Raw genomic sequence first — 13,523 nt, 5'->3', positions numbered from 1 at the left:
GGGCTGGTATTTGCTTGGCGCTAGCGGCGCGGGACGACCTTGGGCGTGTCAGTGCGAATCTCGGTATCGACCGGAGGCTCGAGGAGTTCCTTCACTCGCGGTTCCGGCACATCGATACGGTTGCGGCGGAGTTCCGCACTGATGTCGTCCAACGGAACGTTGCCGTCTTCAACCGCTTCGTTCGCCGTTTCCGCCGGTAATGTGCCTTCGAAGCGTTGCATCACTTCCCGCCAGTCGGTGAGGATGATGCCTTGCGACTTGAAGTGCTCTCGTACCGCTGGATCGAGCAGCAGTTCGCGATCCCAGACCATTTGTTGCCAGCGCGGCGTCAGTCGCTTGAGCGCGTTCGATTCCTCGGCGGCGCGGAAGTACACCTCGGACAAACCCGGCGGCAATTGCGCGATCATCTCCAACAGCGCCGCGCGCTTGGCTTCGTAGGTTTCGCCTTCCGGCGCGATGCGCAGCTCGTCGAGCTTGGGCATGGGATAGCGAGAGATCAGATCGACCAACCCTTCTTCCACCGGCATCCCATTGCTCGCGAAGAGTTCGAGCATTTCCGGCTTCAGTTCCACGACAACGGCCGGAATCCAATACTCCTGCGCGAGGCGCATGTAGATCTCGGCCAGGTCGACGCGTGAGAACAGCACGCCCTTGTGCGTCATCAGGTGCGTGGGGCGGATGCCAGCTTTCAGGCAGCGCTCAATCTGTGCGCGGAGCTCGTGTTCAATCACTTTCGGCGAGGCGTTCATTTCCAAGCGACGCAGCGAGCCAGGCAGACGGCCTTCTTCATCGATCAGTCCCGCTAGTTGTTGTGGCTTACCGGCGGGGCCGAAGCGGTAGGCGTCCCCTTCAGAAAGCAGCGTGAGCATGACGCCGAGTTCTTTCTCGGGATGATGCTTGCGCCAGGTCGTCACGTCGTCGAACCAAGGGCCGACGACCATCACCTCGGCGCTGACGCGCAGTTCCGGCTGGGCGAGGATTTCGCTCACCGCGGCGTTCGTCTCGTACGCCCAGCCGAAGTGCGTGACGCCGAGAATCACTACGCGATCCTCCGGCCCGTAGCCGAGCTTCTCGGCGCTGGTGATCGCGTGGGCCGTGGCCGGCGCGAGCAGGGCAATCAGCAGAATCGGCAGCATCGTTCGCAACCGCAAGCAGTGAGTATTCACCGTGGCTTCCTCAATCCGGGGCGCATGACAGAACGGGCCATGCCAACTATTGGACCGGGGAAGTGTACGCCACGCAAACCGATTCGCGGCGGCGATCAATCCGGAGGATTCACCACGGAGTCACGGAGGCACGGAGGAGAAAAGTGAGGTGGGGGAGACACTTTGAAACTCGGAAGCGCTGAGACGCGGAGGAATTCAGGAGTGGAATGGAAAGCGCAAGAGTTTGAAGTTTTCAGTGGACTTGGGAGGCGATGTTTTCTTGGTTCGGCATTCGCCATTCATCGGTAACTGCAAATCTATTCGCGTTTCGTACGACTCCCCCTCGATCTTCTCTGTGCCCCCGTGAGTCCGTGGTGAATCCTACTACCGGTCCATGCGGAAGGCGTCGAGCGGGACACTGGTTGATTCACCGCGCAGGAGTTGCCTCATCACGACGGCTGTGGCGGGCGCGAGTTGGAGGCCGCTGCGGTAGTGGCCGGCGGCGATGAAGGCGTTGTCGTAGCCGGGGATGCGCCCTAAGTACGGGAGGCCGTCCGGCGTGCCGGGGCGAAGTCCTGCCCAGCAACGTTCGACTGGCGCGGATGCAAGGCCAGGGGCAAGCGCGCCGGCCATTTCCAGGAGTCCGCCGATGCCCTCAGCCGTAGTGCGCGTGTCGAAGCCGACGTGTTCCATTGTGGACCCGACCAACACGCGGCCATCAACGCGTGGCACCAGGTAGCGCGGGCCGCAGTTGATGATCCGCCGCAATACCGGACGCCCCGGGTTGAGCAGCGCGATTTGTCCGCGCACCGGCGTCACGCCCAGCGTGACGCCGAGTCTCGAGGCAAGGCTGGAGGTCCAAGCGCCCGCGGCAAGGCACACTTGGCTGGCGGCGAAGTCGCCGCTCGCGGTGCGGACGCCTGTGAGTCGCGCATCGTGCTTGATGAAATCGAAGACTTCCGCGCCGGCGATGATGTGCACGCCATGTTGCGCACAGCCGGCCAACAATGCGCGGACAAATCGCGGGTTGCGAATCTGCGATTCGCCGGGCAAGTGATAGGCGGCCGCGACGTGTTGGCAATGCTGTTGGGCGGCCGGCATCGCTTCCGGTTCCCAATCGGGGAGTTGCCGTGGTTCGATCGGCTGGTGTTCGATGCCGAGCGATTGCCAACCGTGTTGTTCTCCGGCCAGCCAGTCCGCTTCTTGGGCATTCGCTGCGAGGTAGATTGCGCCCGTGGGGCGATATTCGACGTCGATGCCGGTTTGCTCCAGCAGCTTTGCCGCCCAGCGCGGATGCAGTTCGCCGGAGAGTTTTGCGAGTTGTAGGAACGTGTCGACGGGATCTCGCGGCGCCGGGGGAATCATCCCGGCGCCGGCCCAGGAGGATGCGCGACCAGGTTCCGCGCGATCGAGGACGTGAACTTTCGCGCCGTTGCCGGCGAGTTCATACGCCAGCGAGAGGCCGATCGCGCCGCCGCCGAGAATCAGGACGTCGCTTGTTTGCATAGTTGCGTAACTCTTGCGAGCGTCGACCATGGTCGCCTTTCGCGGAGCGAAAGGAGACTATGCCGCGCGGCTAGTTCAAGAACCGGCGTACCGCTACGCAACTGGCTTGGCCTTGCGGCGTGACGCTGGGGCTCAAGAAACTATCGCCGGGGGATTGATGATCTTGGGTCACTGCGCAGACCGGGCAGTCGGGGTCTGGGGTTTCGTAGTTCAGGAGCGGGAACAATTGATGGTGCTGGAGTGCCAACACGCCGGCGATCAGTTCGACCAGTCCGCTCGCTGCGCCGAGATGTCCGAAGTAGCTCTTCGCCGCGGTAACCGGCAGGCGTTCTGTGAGATCTCCGAAGACGTCCCGAATCGCGCGGGCTTCGTCGAGGTCGCAACCGATGGTGCCGAGGCCGTGGGCTTGCAGGTGGCCGACATCAGCGGGATCCAGGTGGGCATCGCGGAGTGCGCCGCGCATGGCATTCGCCAGCGATAATTCGCGGCGCGCGACAAAGTTCCGACCGCTGGCGCTGGACGACGATGCGCCGACGACTTCGGCGTAAATGGTCGCGCCGCGGGCTTGCGCGTGGCCCAGTTCTTCGAGCAACACCACGCCGGCGCCTTCCCCCAGCACTTGCCCGGTACGATGGAGATCGAACGGGCGACTGGCCTTTTCCGGAGGGACGCCGTCCGTCGCCAGCGGTTCTTGCTGTACGGCGTGGACCATCTTCATGGGATGAATTCGGGTGCCGGTGGCGCCGGCGAGCATCACCTCCGCGTGGCCGCGCTGGATCACGCGGAGCGCTTCGCCGACGGCGAGGTTGGCCGAAGCCTCGCGCTGCGTGAGGGAATTGTTCGGGCCGCGCAGGTCGTTGTAGATGGCAATGTGGCTGGCTGGCATGTTGGGCAAATACTTAAGCAGCCAGAGCGGCGTCATCCGCGTCATGCCTTCGGTGGCCCAACGGGAGAAATCGAACTCGCCGTCCGCCACGCAGTTCTGGATGCCGGCCGTGAAATCTTCCGGCTCGGTGATCATATAATCGGAGCCGAAGACGACGCCTGCGCGTTCCGGATCGAGCACGCCGGATTTCAACCCGGCATCCTGCCAGGCGCGTTGCGCGGCGGCAACGCCCATCTGCGATTCGCGGCACATCATCTTGATGGCTTTGCGGATCGCTTTCTTTTGATCCGGTTCAAGCTGGCCATAATCATCGATCGCCCCGGTAAACGACCGCGCCGGAGCGCCGAACGACATCGGCGCCGCTCCCGCGGGCATCTCGGGCATGTGAACGACGCCGCTACGGCGCGCAGCCAGCGCGGCCCACAGGTCGTCCTTGGTGTTTCCCAACGGCGAGACTACCCCCAAACCGGTAATCACAACCCGCCGGGCCGAACGTGGTGTCACTTCCCCGAACCTCCGGCCACGATAATCGCTGCCCGCCCCAAATCCGCCCTGAGGCGCGGAACTGGCATTCTAGACCGAAAAGTCTGGATTCGTCGAGGTAGGGGGTGGGGCGTGGTAGGTGGGAAGGCGCCCGTTCGCGTCCATTGCAGACGCACGCGACGCCGGCATGGGGTGGAGGGGACACGCCCGGTATACTTGGCCCTGTTTGAAGTCATAGTTGGGGTGCCACTGACGGCTCGTCCGCCAGTGTGTAGCGACGTCAACTCCGGCACTGGCGGACGAGCCGTCAGTGGCACCCATCCATGCTCCGGGCCCGTTTTTCAAACTGAGCAATTGTCCTTTCGTCTAATCCGGTCCGCCCTCTTACGGCTACCTGCGCCAGGCCTTGTTTCATGAATATCCAGCCGCTCGATCTGCGCAAACTCAAGGTCTTTCCGCTGAAGGATCGGCATCATCTGACACGCGCGGATGACATTCTGGTCGATCCCGCGTCGCCGCCGAAGCCGGTGTCCGCGGCCAATCAAGCGACGATCGACCAATGCGCCGAGCGGATTCTCTTCGCCCAGGAGCGGGAAGCGTCGATCATGCTGATCTACGGCGCGCACCTATTGAGGAACGGCGCCGCACAGATTTTGGAGCGGATGATGGCGCGCGGCTGGCTGACGCATTTGGCCACGAACGGCGCGGGAACCATTCACGATTGGGAGTACGCCTGGTTCGGCGCGTCGACCGAGAGCGTCGAAATGAACGTGGCCTCGGGCACATTTGGAACCTGGCATGAGACAGCCACCAACATTCATCTGGCGATCTTGACCGGCGCACAGGACGGACTCGGCTACGGGCGGGCGCTCGGGCGTTTGATTCATGAGGATGGCGTGACGCTGCCGGAAGCCGACGCGCTGACGCAAGCGATTGCACGCGATCCGGAGCATCCGCTCACTTCGGCGCGCGCGGATTTGTTGCGGGCGATGCGCGAACAAGCATGGCCGGCCGGGCGGATCACCATCGAGCATCGCTGGAAGCACGCGTCGATCATCGCCCAGGCGTATCGCCATGGCGTTCCGGTGACAGTGCATCCGGGGATCGGCTACGACATCATCTCGAACCATTCGGTGTTCAGCGGCTCGGCGATCGGCCGCGCCGCGGAATGGGACTTCAAGCTCTTCGCCGGATCGGTCGCCGGTCTGGACGACGGCGTGGTCCTCTCGGTCGGCTCCGCGATCATGGGCCCGCAGGTGTTTGAGAAGACGGTGAGCTGCGTGAACAATCTGCGGTTGCAGGAAGGTCGTCAGGTCCTCACCCGGCAATCGATCTTCGTCGTCGACTTACAAGACGGCGGCGGCTGGGATTGGACTCACGGAGAGCCGCCGAAATCCAACCCTGCATACTATCTCCGCTTCTGCAAAAGTTATTCACGCATGGGGGGCTCCATGCAGTATTTGCAATGCGATAACGCGGCGTTTATTCATCAACTGTATGCGGCGCTCCTGCGACGTGGGGCCTGAGCGAGGACATCGCGGGCTTGGTGATCCACCCAGAATTAGAATTAAGCTGTCAGGGCGGCGGCTGTCCTGAGACCATTAGTCACGACCCGCCGGGTCGAGCGTGGCATCACTTCCCAAAGAATCTGCGGACACGAAAATCCCCTCGCGCCTCAAATCCGCCCTGAGACGCGTAACTGGCGTTCTAGACCGAAAAGTCTGGATTTTTCGACGTAGGGGAGATTTGCGGCAGCGCGAATCGGTTGCTTCGCGTAAGCCGCTAGAACGACTGTGGGAGGCGTCTCCGACGCCGCTGAATTTGGCGTTTTGTACGAGAAAATCCGGTAGCGCGGTGCTCACGTCGTTCGCATCGGCGTCGGAGACGCCTCCCACAGGCGAGTGCTATTCCGCCCTGGCGCGATGCGCCGTTGGCTTGTCACTCCCCACGCGCCCACTTATAGTAAGACCTTCCTTGGCCGGTTGTGGTGAGTCCCGGGGGCAAGCCGGGCTTCGCAGGGAGATTTCGAACCTCGTGCGACGCGGCGTCGTAGGACTAGATTAGCTGCCGGTCTTTTCGAGAGTTGCGCCGATTTCCGGGCACGTGTTGCCTTGGCGCGGGCGCTGCTCCATCGCCGAGTCCGGCAGTTGTTCCTTGTCCGCCGTTCGCGCCGGATGAGCCGTTCTCCGCTTGAGCCGGGTCCACTTCATTGCTGATTCCATCCGTCTAGTCATATTTCCTGAGAGGGAGCCTTCCCTATGGGGGCTGTGGTCACCGCTCCGGTTGTTGAACCGGCCCAGCAGACCGACGTGGTCATCGAGACCCGCAACCTGACCAAGGTCTATCGCGATTTCTGGGGCCGCCAAAAAGTGCGGGCCTTGAACGCATTGGACCTGGAAGTCCGCCGCGGCGAGATCTTTGGACTGCTCGGGCCGAACGGCTCAGGCAAGTCGACGACGCTCAAGCTGCTGCTCGGACTCTTGTTCCCCACCAGCGGTCAAGCGTTGATCTTCGGCAAGGAAGCCACGGATGTGACCAAGAACGAACGCCTCGGCTACCTGCCCGAGGAGTCGTATCTGTATCGCTTCTTGAACGCCGAAGAAACGCTCGATTTCTACGGGCGGCTGTTCAACATGTCGAAGGAAACCCGCCGGCAACGGACGGCGGAGTTGATCGATATGGTCAAATTGAATTGGGCAAAAAAGCGCCAATTGCGCGAATACTCCAAAGGTATGACGCGCCGCATCGGCCTCGCCCAGGCGCTGATCAACGATCCAGAACTAATCCTGCTCGACGAGCCGACCAGCGGCCTCGACCCGATCGGCACGCGAGAAATGAAAGAGCTGATCATCCGGCTCAAGGAACAGGGCAAGACGGTCGTGATGTGCAGCCACTTGCTGGCCGACGTACAGGACGTCTGCGACCGTATCGCCATTCTGCATCAAGGCGAGCTCAAAGAATTGGGCCGCGTCGACGACTTGCTGATGCAGCAGGACGTGACCGAGATCCAGGCCAAGGGATTGAGCGAAGCGGCCAAGCAGGAAATCCAGGACGTCATCCGTCGCCATCACGCCGAGACGATTTCGATCGGGCATCCCAGCAGCACGCTGGAAGACCTGTTCCTGGAAATCGTCCGCGACAGCGAGGCGCGTCCCGGCAAACGGATTCGCAACTAAGTACAAGCATCAAGAGAACCACACTAGCCCGACGCGCAAGCGAGGGGGAGTTGACGATTGATTTGAGTGAGACGTGTCATTTGTTTCCGCGTCCGCTCCCCCTCGCTTGCGCGTCGGGCTAGTGGAGCAGCTGCCGTGAGGGCGCTTAGCCCGACGGCCCCGATGAGCATCCCCTTTCTATTCGAACTCAAGATGAATTCGCGATAACGTCATGTTGCTGTCTTACGTGATTGAAAACACGCCGCTACGGTACTTCGACTGGATCGGCAGCGCTTCGCTGCAATGGGTGATGGTCGTCGGCATCCTGGCCTTGGTCGTGGTCGCCGCTTCGTTCCTGATCGGCACGATTCTGAACGGTCCGTGGCGGACCGAGCGCGTGATGTATGGCGTGCTACGCGACGCCGCCGGCGACCTGTTCCGCATCTCACCGCGACGCGTCGGCGCATTGGCGCGGCTGGCCATCCAAGAATCGCTCAGCCGTTGGGTGCTGGTGGCGCTAGCCGTGTTCGTCGTGGCGGTGATGTTTCTCTCCTGGTTCATGCGCGATCGCGCCGTCACCGCCTACATCGACTATCTGATGTTCATCACCGCGGTGCTGGTGATCGCCGTGTGTTGCTTCTTAAGCGCTTTCAGTTTGCCGACCGATATCGCCCAGCGGACCATCTATACCATCGTCACCAAGCCGGTGCGCGCGAGTGAGATCATCCTGGGGCGGATCATTGGCTTTTCGACCGTCGGCACGACGCTGCTGGTCGTGGCTTCGCTGATCGGCTATGTCTTCGCCGTCCGCGCCGTGACCCACGGACATTCGATCGATCCGACGGCCGTGACCACGTTGACCGATCAACGTGACGGCGCCGTGATCGGCTACGAAGGCACGATTCGCGACGACAGCGGCCATTCACACTATTTTTCGCTGGACAAGGAAGGCCACGGCGCCACCTCGGTCGAGCGCGGTCACTACCACGAAATCACGTTACTGCCGGGCGAGGGAGACGCTCCGGCGACCTACGCCGTTACTGGCCCGCTCGGCGTGTTTCAGGCACGTGTGCCGATCATCGGTGATTTGAAATTCACGACCCGCGAAGGCGGCGAAGGGGGCGGCGTCAACGTCGGCGATGAATGGGAATACCGCAAGTTCATCGAAGGCGCCACGCAGGCCAAGGCGATCTACACCTTCAGCGGGCTGCGCCCCGAATTGTTCCCGGAAGATCAATATCCGCTGGGAGTACCGATCGAGCTGAACCTCGGCGTGTTCCGCAGCTATAAGGGCGATATCACCCGCGGCATTCTCGGCAGCCTGCAAGTCCACCGTCCCGGCAATCTGGAAGCCAAGGCGGAAGAGCAATTCTTCACGGCGAAGGAATTCGTCTCCGATCGCAAGTATATTCCGCGCAAGTGGACCACTGCCGACGGCAAGGAGATGGAGCTGTTCCGCGACATCGTTCGGGACGGGCAAATTGTCGTGGAACTCTCCTGCGAAGAGCCAGCGCAGTATTTCGGCGTGGGCCGCAACGACGTGTACCTGCTGGCGGGCGAGCAGCCGTTTCTTTGGAACTACGCCAAGGGCTGCCTGGGCATCTGGTTCCAAATGGTGCTCGCCACCACCGTGGGCGTGATGTGGAGCACGATCGTTAATACGGCCGTGTCGCTGTTGTCCACCATCGGGTGTCTGGTGCTGGGCTTCTTCACGGACATGCTGGTCAACATCGCCACGGGGCAGAACCTTGGCGGCGGCGTGTTCGAGTCGATGATTCGCATCGCCAAGCAGGAAAACCTGACGCAGCAACTGGACGCCACGGTCAGCACGGAAGTGGTGAAGAGCGCCGATCACGTGGCGAACAGATTTCTGCGCGTGGTCTCGTACATCCTGCCGGATTTTTCCCAGTTCTATAATGTCGGCGCGGTGGCCAACGGCTACGACATCGGCGGCGACGCGATGCTGATGCAGTTGACGGCCGCCGTGGCGTACTTCGTGCCGATTGCCGTCGCCGGCTACTTCTTCCTGAAATTGCGTGAGTTGGCGAAATGAATCCTCGTGCCGCGTTTTTTCGCAAAGTCACCTACCTGGGCCTGATCGTGCTCTTGTTGGTGCCGCTCTCGCTGATCGGGATGCCGGCCAAGAAGTCGGACGGCAGCGGCGGCGGCGTGCTGGCGGAGTTGCGCAAGGACAACGACATCAGCGAGGCCAGCCTGGGCGAGATCGATCCCACGGCGGAAAGCGTCAAGCTGGTGATGTTCGGCCTCCGCGCACCGGCGATCACCATGCTTTATCACCGCAAGCAGGAGCAAGAGAAGCGCAAACAGTGGGACGATCAGCGCGTCACGCTGGAAGAGCTGTCCAAGCTGCAACCGCACTTCACGGGCGTCTGGCGCCACCAGGCCTGGAATCTGTCGTACAACATCTCGGCCGAATGGGACGATTTCAAGCAGCGTTATCGCTGCGTGAAGGAAGGCATCCAGTTCCTGCATGAAGGGACGACCAAGAATCGGCGCGAAGCGCGGATGATCTGGGACATGGGTTGGTTTACCGGCCAGAAGCTCGGCCGCGCCGACGAGCACCGCGAATTCCGCAAGCTGTTTGCCGATCGCAATGACGATTTGTTCGATTTTCTCGACGCCAACATCCCGGATGACAAGGCCCGCGGCGTTCACCGCGGGCGGCGCGACAACTGGCTCATGGGCAAGGCCTGGTACGTCGCCGGCGCCGACATGATCGACCAGGGCACGGCCGATCTGATCGGCATGGCCGATTTCCAATACTTCTCCAGCGCCCCCATGGCGCAACACAACTACGCCGAGGCCCTCGAAGTCGACGGCGCCTTCGGCCCGGCCGCAAAGGGCGCCTGGGAAGACGGCAGCCGCGAATGGACCGAGTACGGCAACCGCCCGTTGGTCTCGGAAGTGGATCTCAACGTTCGACTCAACGATTGGGAACCGCGGATGGTCGTGTTCAACGAACTTGTGGCGGAGCTCGACGCCTTGAAGCCGGGGCTCAGGCAGGAGCTTGTGGACGAAAAGTTGTTGAAGCTCTCGCAGGAAAGCCAAGAGGCCTTGAAAACGCCCGACGAAGAAAAGACGCAGGAGCAGTATCAACTGGCGGCCAGCGCCATCAGCGAAATCTTTGTGAACTACGACGAAATCCCGCCACGGCTGCCGGCGGATAAACTCGCGGAAGGCAAGAAAGTCGGCGAGAAGATCGCGGCATTGCAGCGAGAAATCATGGGGATCGAGTATTTCCGCGGCGTCATCAATTTCGATTACTGGCGTGAACGCGGCCGATTGGAAATCCGGGACGACACGATCGAAGCCCGCCGCCTCGCGTACGCCGCCGATCAGGCGGTCGAGCAAGGCAACTTGGAGCAGGCCAAGGAATACTACGCCGGCTCGTTGGCGCAATGGAAGACGGCGTTCGCGGCCCATCCTAAAATGGCCGAAGACGGCACGGTCGGCGACGAAGTGGCGCAAATGATTCGGCGCTATCAGTCTGGAGTCCTGGACAAGCTCAACGAGGAACTGCCGCAAGATCCGCTTTACACTCAGCTGCTCGATCGCTTCATGGAGGATTAAGTCCGGTCGCGATCCAATTGACAACGCTGCCGCACGATTTGGAAATCGAACTCAGGCCGTTCCCACCATGGATCAGCTCGCCCTCGATCGCTGGCACATGGCGCGGGCGTTGGAACTTGCCAGGCGAGGCCAAGGCGCCGTCGAGCCGAATCCCATGGTCGGCTGCATTGTGGCGCGCGGCGCGGAATTGCTCGGCGAAGGTTGGCACCGTCGCTACGGCGGACCACATGCCGAGATCGAGGCGCTCGCACTTGCCAGGGAACGCGCCCGCGGCGCGACACTTTACGTCACGCTCGAGCCGTGTTGCCATCAAGGTAAGACGCCGCCCTGCACGGATGCCATCTTAAAATCCGGCGTGCGCCGCGTCGTCGCCGCGATGCGCGATCCTTTCCCCGCGGTCGATGGCGGTGGATTCGCACAGCTACAAGCGGCCGGCGTGGAAGTCGTATCGGGCGTGCTGGAAGCCGAGGCCGAAGCGTTGAATGAGCCCTATTTGTGGTTGCTCAGCACTGCGCGGCCTTGGGTGATCGCCAAGTGGGCCATGACGCTGGACGGGAAGATCGCCACGGAAGCGGGCGACAGTCGCTGGATTTCGAACGAATGTTCGCGGGCCATCGTGCATGAGCTGCGCGGCCGGATGGACGCGATCCTCGTCGGCCGCGGCACGGTGGAACATGACGACCCGCTGCTCACGGCCCGTCCGGAAGGCCCGCGCCGCGCAACACGCGTCGTGCTGGATTCCTTAGCGCAAATCGCGACCTCGTCGCAACTGGTGCATACCGCACGCGATTGGCCGGTATTGATCGCGGTCAGCGAATCGGCGCCGTCGGAGCGGCGCGACCTGCTACGCTCACACGGCTGCGAGGTGCTTTTTTGCCAAGGAGACTCGCACTTTGAACGGCTGGATTCGTTGCTCGCAGAAATGGGGCGGCGGCGCTGGACGAACGTGCTGATCGAAGGCGGGGCAAAGTTGCTGGGCGAGGCGTTTCACTACGATCTGATCAACGAAGTGCACGCCTTCATCGCACCGAAGCTGGTGGGCGGTGAAGCGGCGCCGTCGGCAATCGCAGGCGTCGGAATTCCCAATATGTCGGCGGCGCATTCGTTCCGTGACGCTCACATTCAAGTGCTGGATGGAGACGTCTATGTTTCCGGGCGATTGCGATAAATTTAGGGAGTTTGAAGTTTTCAGTGTTCAGTTTCCAGTATTTTGAAACACGGTCTTCACTGAAAACTGAACATCGAAAACTTCAAACTCCCCCAAAACGAAGCCAGCCGCGGTATCCGGCGAAGGACCGCGGCTGGCTGCACAGGCTGGAGCTGGCGGAGCTACCAGGTGACTTCGACGCCGGCGTTGAAGCCGTGCATCCAAAAGTCGTCGTGATTGATCGAGGCCGTGGGTCGGGCCTCGCCGATCAACACGCCGCCGTCGAACTGCGTCGGATTGACCGAGAAGTCGATCTGATCTCCCGGTCGCACAACGTTGCTCAAGTACAGAAAGCTGTAGCCGCCGGTGACCGCCACGTTGCGGGTCAACTGGCAGCCGACCGTGATGTTGCCTTCCGGCAGCACCGAGAAGTGGTCGCTGGTGATCTCGCCGATGTTAGTCGGCTGGGCCAGCAAACCGCCCGCGAAAGTCGTCGAGTTCACGCCGTCAGAGCTGACGGTCGAACCGGCGATATTCACGGTCTGATGCGTGTTGCCCAATGCGGCCTTGGTTAAGATCTTCAAGAAGAACGAACCGCGGTTGATTTGGGTATCGATGCCCAATTCGCCGCCGTGGAATTCATTCTCCGTGTCGAACAGGTCCGAGGAGCGCACGCTGCTGTTGTTGCCGAACGAGCCGCCGATGGGGCGGATTGTGCTGTCGATCGAGAGCTGCTCATCGAGATTGAAGTAGCGGTATCCAATCAACCCGTAGATGCGGACGAAGGACACGCCGCTCGAATCGAGCACGTCCATCCAGCTAATCCGACGGAACAAGACGCCCGCCGATTGAATCTCCGATTCGCTGCGTACGTCGACACTGCCGTCCAGGTCGATGGTCTGGTTGCCCGTGACGAAGTCCGGATAGGCCAGCAGCAAGGTGTCTTGCAGGGCACTGTCCACGTTGAAGAACGGTCGAGCCAGGATCGGCCCGGCGCCGCCATTGCTGAACGAGCCGTTGGCGGTGAACACGGATTGCTCGTCGTCGAACGAGAAGACATGTCCTTCGATGCCGGCCATTTCATCCGGGGCGAGCCAGAACCCGCCCTGCAACCGTCCGCCAGCGCGGTAGTCGTCGTTGATTTCACCGTCGCCGTAAAGCACGCTCGTGGTCGGTTGACCTAATTCGCCGGCCACCGTTTGCGCCGTGCGGACCGGACTGGTGGTGACCAGCGCGGGGACGTTGATCCCCTTGGGCTGCCAATAGAGATATTCGAAGTTGACCCACGCCCGACTGCATTGCGGAGGCGCGTGCCAGCCCTCGGCGAAGGCGTTGCCACTGGGCGGACAGCCGTAGCAATCCATCGCATCCGCGGAGTACGGGTGGATCGGTCCGGGGCCAGCGCCCATCGGCAGGACCGGCGTGGAATAGCCGGTCGGCTGGGCGTAGTCCTGGCCGTAGGAGGCGTCCGGAGCATCGCTAGCCATGACGACGCCGTCATCGGCCGGATTTGCAGCGGAAGCAGTTACGGCCGGAACCGTGAAGGCCAGCCCCAACGCCGCCAGCGTTGTGGTCGGAAGGAATCGCATGGTTCACCTGTGCTTATCGCG

Annotated in this window: 10 protein-coding genes; 5 read left to right on the top strand and 5 right to left on the bottom strand. The window is 61.9% G+C overall.

Going from position 1 to position 13,523, the window contains the following annotated elements:
- Positions 1-20: 20 nt before the first annotated feature.
- From SGJ19_15840 to SGJ19_15830, 3 genes are all read right to left on the bottom strand, one after another.
- Positions 21-1,166 (bottom strand): ChbG/HpnK family deacetylase, encoded by a 1,146-nt coding sequence (locus SGJ19_15840; protein ID MDZ4781724.1) that lies wholly within the window; start codon positions 1,164-1,166, stop codon positions 21-23.
- A 363-nt stretch (positions 1,167-1,529) separates the two neighbouring features.
- Positions 1,530-2,681 (bottom strand): glycine oxidase ThiO, encoded by a 1,152-nt coding sequence (gene thiO, locus SGJ19_15835; protein MDZ4781723.1) that lies wholly within the window; start codon positions 2,679-2,681, stop codon positions 1,530-1,532.
- 40 nt (positions 2,682-2,721) lie between these two features.
- On the bottom strand, positions 2,722-4,041 hold the full coding sequence (locus SGJ19_15830) for a beta-ketoacyl-[acyl-carrier-protein] synthase family protein (GenBank protein ID MDZ4781722.1): 1,320 nt from the start codon (positions 4,039-4,041) through the stop codon (positions 2,722-2,724).
- A gap of 392 nt (positions 4,042-4,433) precedes the next feature.
- Between SGJ19_15830 and SGJ19_15825 the strand changes: the two genes are divergently transcribed.
- A complete protein-coding gene (locus tag SGJ19_15825) occupies positions 4,434-5,546 on the top strand; it encodes a hypothetical protein (protein MDZ4781721.1) in 1,113 nt (370 codons plus the stop codon).
- Positions 5,547-6,080: 534 nt separating this feature from the next.
- On the opposite strand, the gene SGJ19_15820 is transcribed toward SGJ19_15825, so the two are convergent.
- Positions 6,081-6,230, bottom strand: coding sequence for a hypothetical protein (locus tag SGJ19_15820; protein ID MDZ4781720.1), 150 nt, complete (start codon positions 6,228-6,230; stop codon positions 6,081-6,083).
- A 48-nt stretch (positions 6,231-6,278) separates the two neighbouring features.
- Here SGJ19_15820 and SGJ19_15815 point away from each other — a divergent pair, with 48 nt between their 5' ends.
- From SGJ19_15815 to ribD, 4 genes are all read left to right on the top strand, one after another.
- The gene (locus SGJ19_15815) at positions 6,279-7,196 is read left to right on the top strand and encodes an ABC transporter ATP-binding protein (GenBank protein MDZ4781719.1); all 918 of its coding nucleotides are present in this window, start codon (positions 6,279-6,281) and stop codon (positions 7,194-7,196) included.
- A 211-nt stretch (positions 7,197-7,407) separates the two neighbouring features.
- Positions 7,408-9,228 carry a hypothetical protein gene (locus SGJ19_15810; protein ID MDZ4781718.1) on the top strand — a complete coding sequence of 607 codons (1,821 nt, stop codon included), beginning with the start codon at positions 7,408-7,410 and terminating at the stop codon, positions 9,226-9,228.
- A complete protein-coding gene (locus SGJ19_15805; protein ID MDZ4781717.1) occupies positions 9,225-10,766 on the top strand; it encodes a hypothetical protein in 1,542 nt (513 codons plus the stop codon). The genes SGJ19_15810 and SGJ19_15805 overlap by 4 nt, the downstream gene beginning before the upstream one ends.
- 67 nt (positions 10,767-10,833) lie before the next feature.
- A complete protein-coding gene (ribD, locus tag SGJ19_15800) occupies positions 10,834-11,934 on the top strand; it encodes a bifunctional diaminohydroxyphosphoribosylaminopyrimidine deaminase/5-amino-6-(5-phosphoribosylamino)uracil reductase RibD (GenBank protein ID MDZ4781716.1) in 1,101 nt (366 codons plus the stop codon).
- Between the two features lie 161 nt (positions 11,935-12,095).
- On the opposite strand, the gene SGJ19_15795 is transcribed toward ribD, so the two are convergent.
- Positions 12,096-13,502: a BBP7 family outer membrane beta-barrel protein gene (locus SGJ19_15795; protein ID MDZ4781715.1), complete on the bottom strand. Its 1,407-nt coding sequence runs from the start codon at positions 13,500-13,502 to the stop codon at positions 12,096-12,098.
- Between the last annotated feature and the right edge of the window lie 21 nt (positions 13,503-13,523).

The sequence above is a fragment of the Planctomycetia bacterium genome (assembly GCA_034440135.1).
Taxonomy (GTDB): Bacteria; Planctomycetota; Planctomycetia; order Pirellulales; family JALHLM01; genus JALHLM01.
The sequence above is the reverse complement of the archived record's forward strand: the minus strand, read 5'-3'. Positions and strand labels throughout refer to the sequence as shown.

Bases quoted from the DNA above. Each gene is read 5' to 3' on its own strand.
- thiO (MDZ4781723.1), bottom strand. From the start codon at position 2,681: ATGGTCGACGCTCGCAAGAGTTACGCAACTATGCAAACAAGCGACGTC.
- ribD (MDZ4781716.1), top strand. From the start codon at position 10,834: ATGGATCAGCTCGCCCTCGATCGCTGGCACATGGCGCGGGCGTTGGAA.
- SGJ19_15820 (MDZ4781720.1), bottom strand. From the start codon at position 6,230: ATGAAGTGGACCCGGCTCAAGCGGAGAACGGCTCATCCGGCGCGAACG.
- SGJ19_15815 (MDZ4781719.1), top strand. From the start codon at position 6,279: ATGGGGGCTGTGGTCACCGCTCCGGTTGTTGAACCGGCCCAGCAGACC.
- SGJ19_15810 (MDZ4781718.1), top strand. From the start codon at position 7,408: ATGTTGCTGTCTTACGTGATTGAAAACACGCCGCTACGGTACTTCGAC.
- SGJ19_15795 (MDZ4781715.1), bottom strand. From the start codon at position 13,502: ATGCGATTCCTTCCGACCACAACGCTGGCGGCGTTGGGGCTGGCCTTC.
- SGJ19_15805 (MDZ4781717.1), top strand. From the start codon at position 9,225: ATGAATCCTCGTGCCGCGTTTTTTCGCAAAGTCACCTACCTGGGCCTG.
- SGJ19_15825 (MDZ4781721.1), top strand. From the start codon at position 4,434: ATGAATATCCAGCCGCTCGATCTGCGCAAACTCAAGGTCTTTCCGCTG.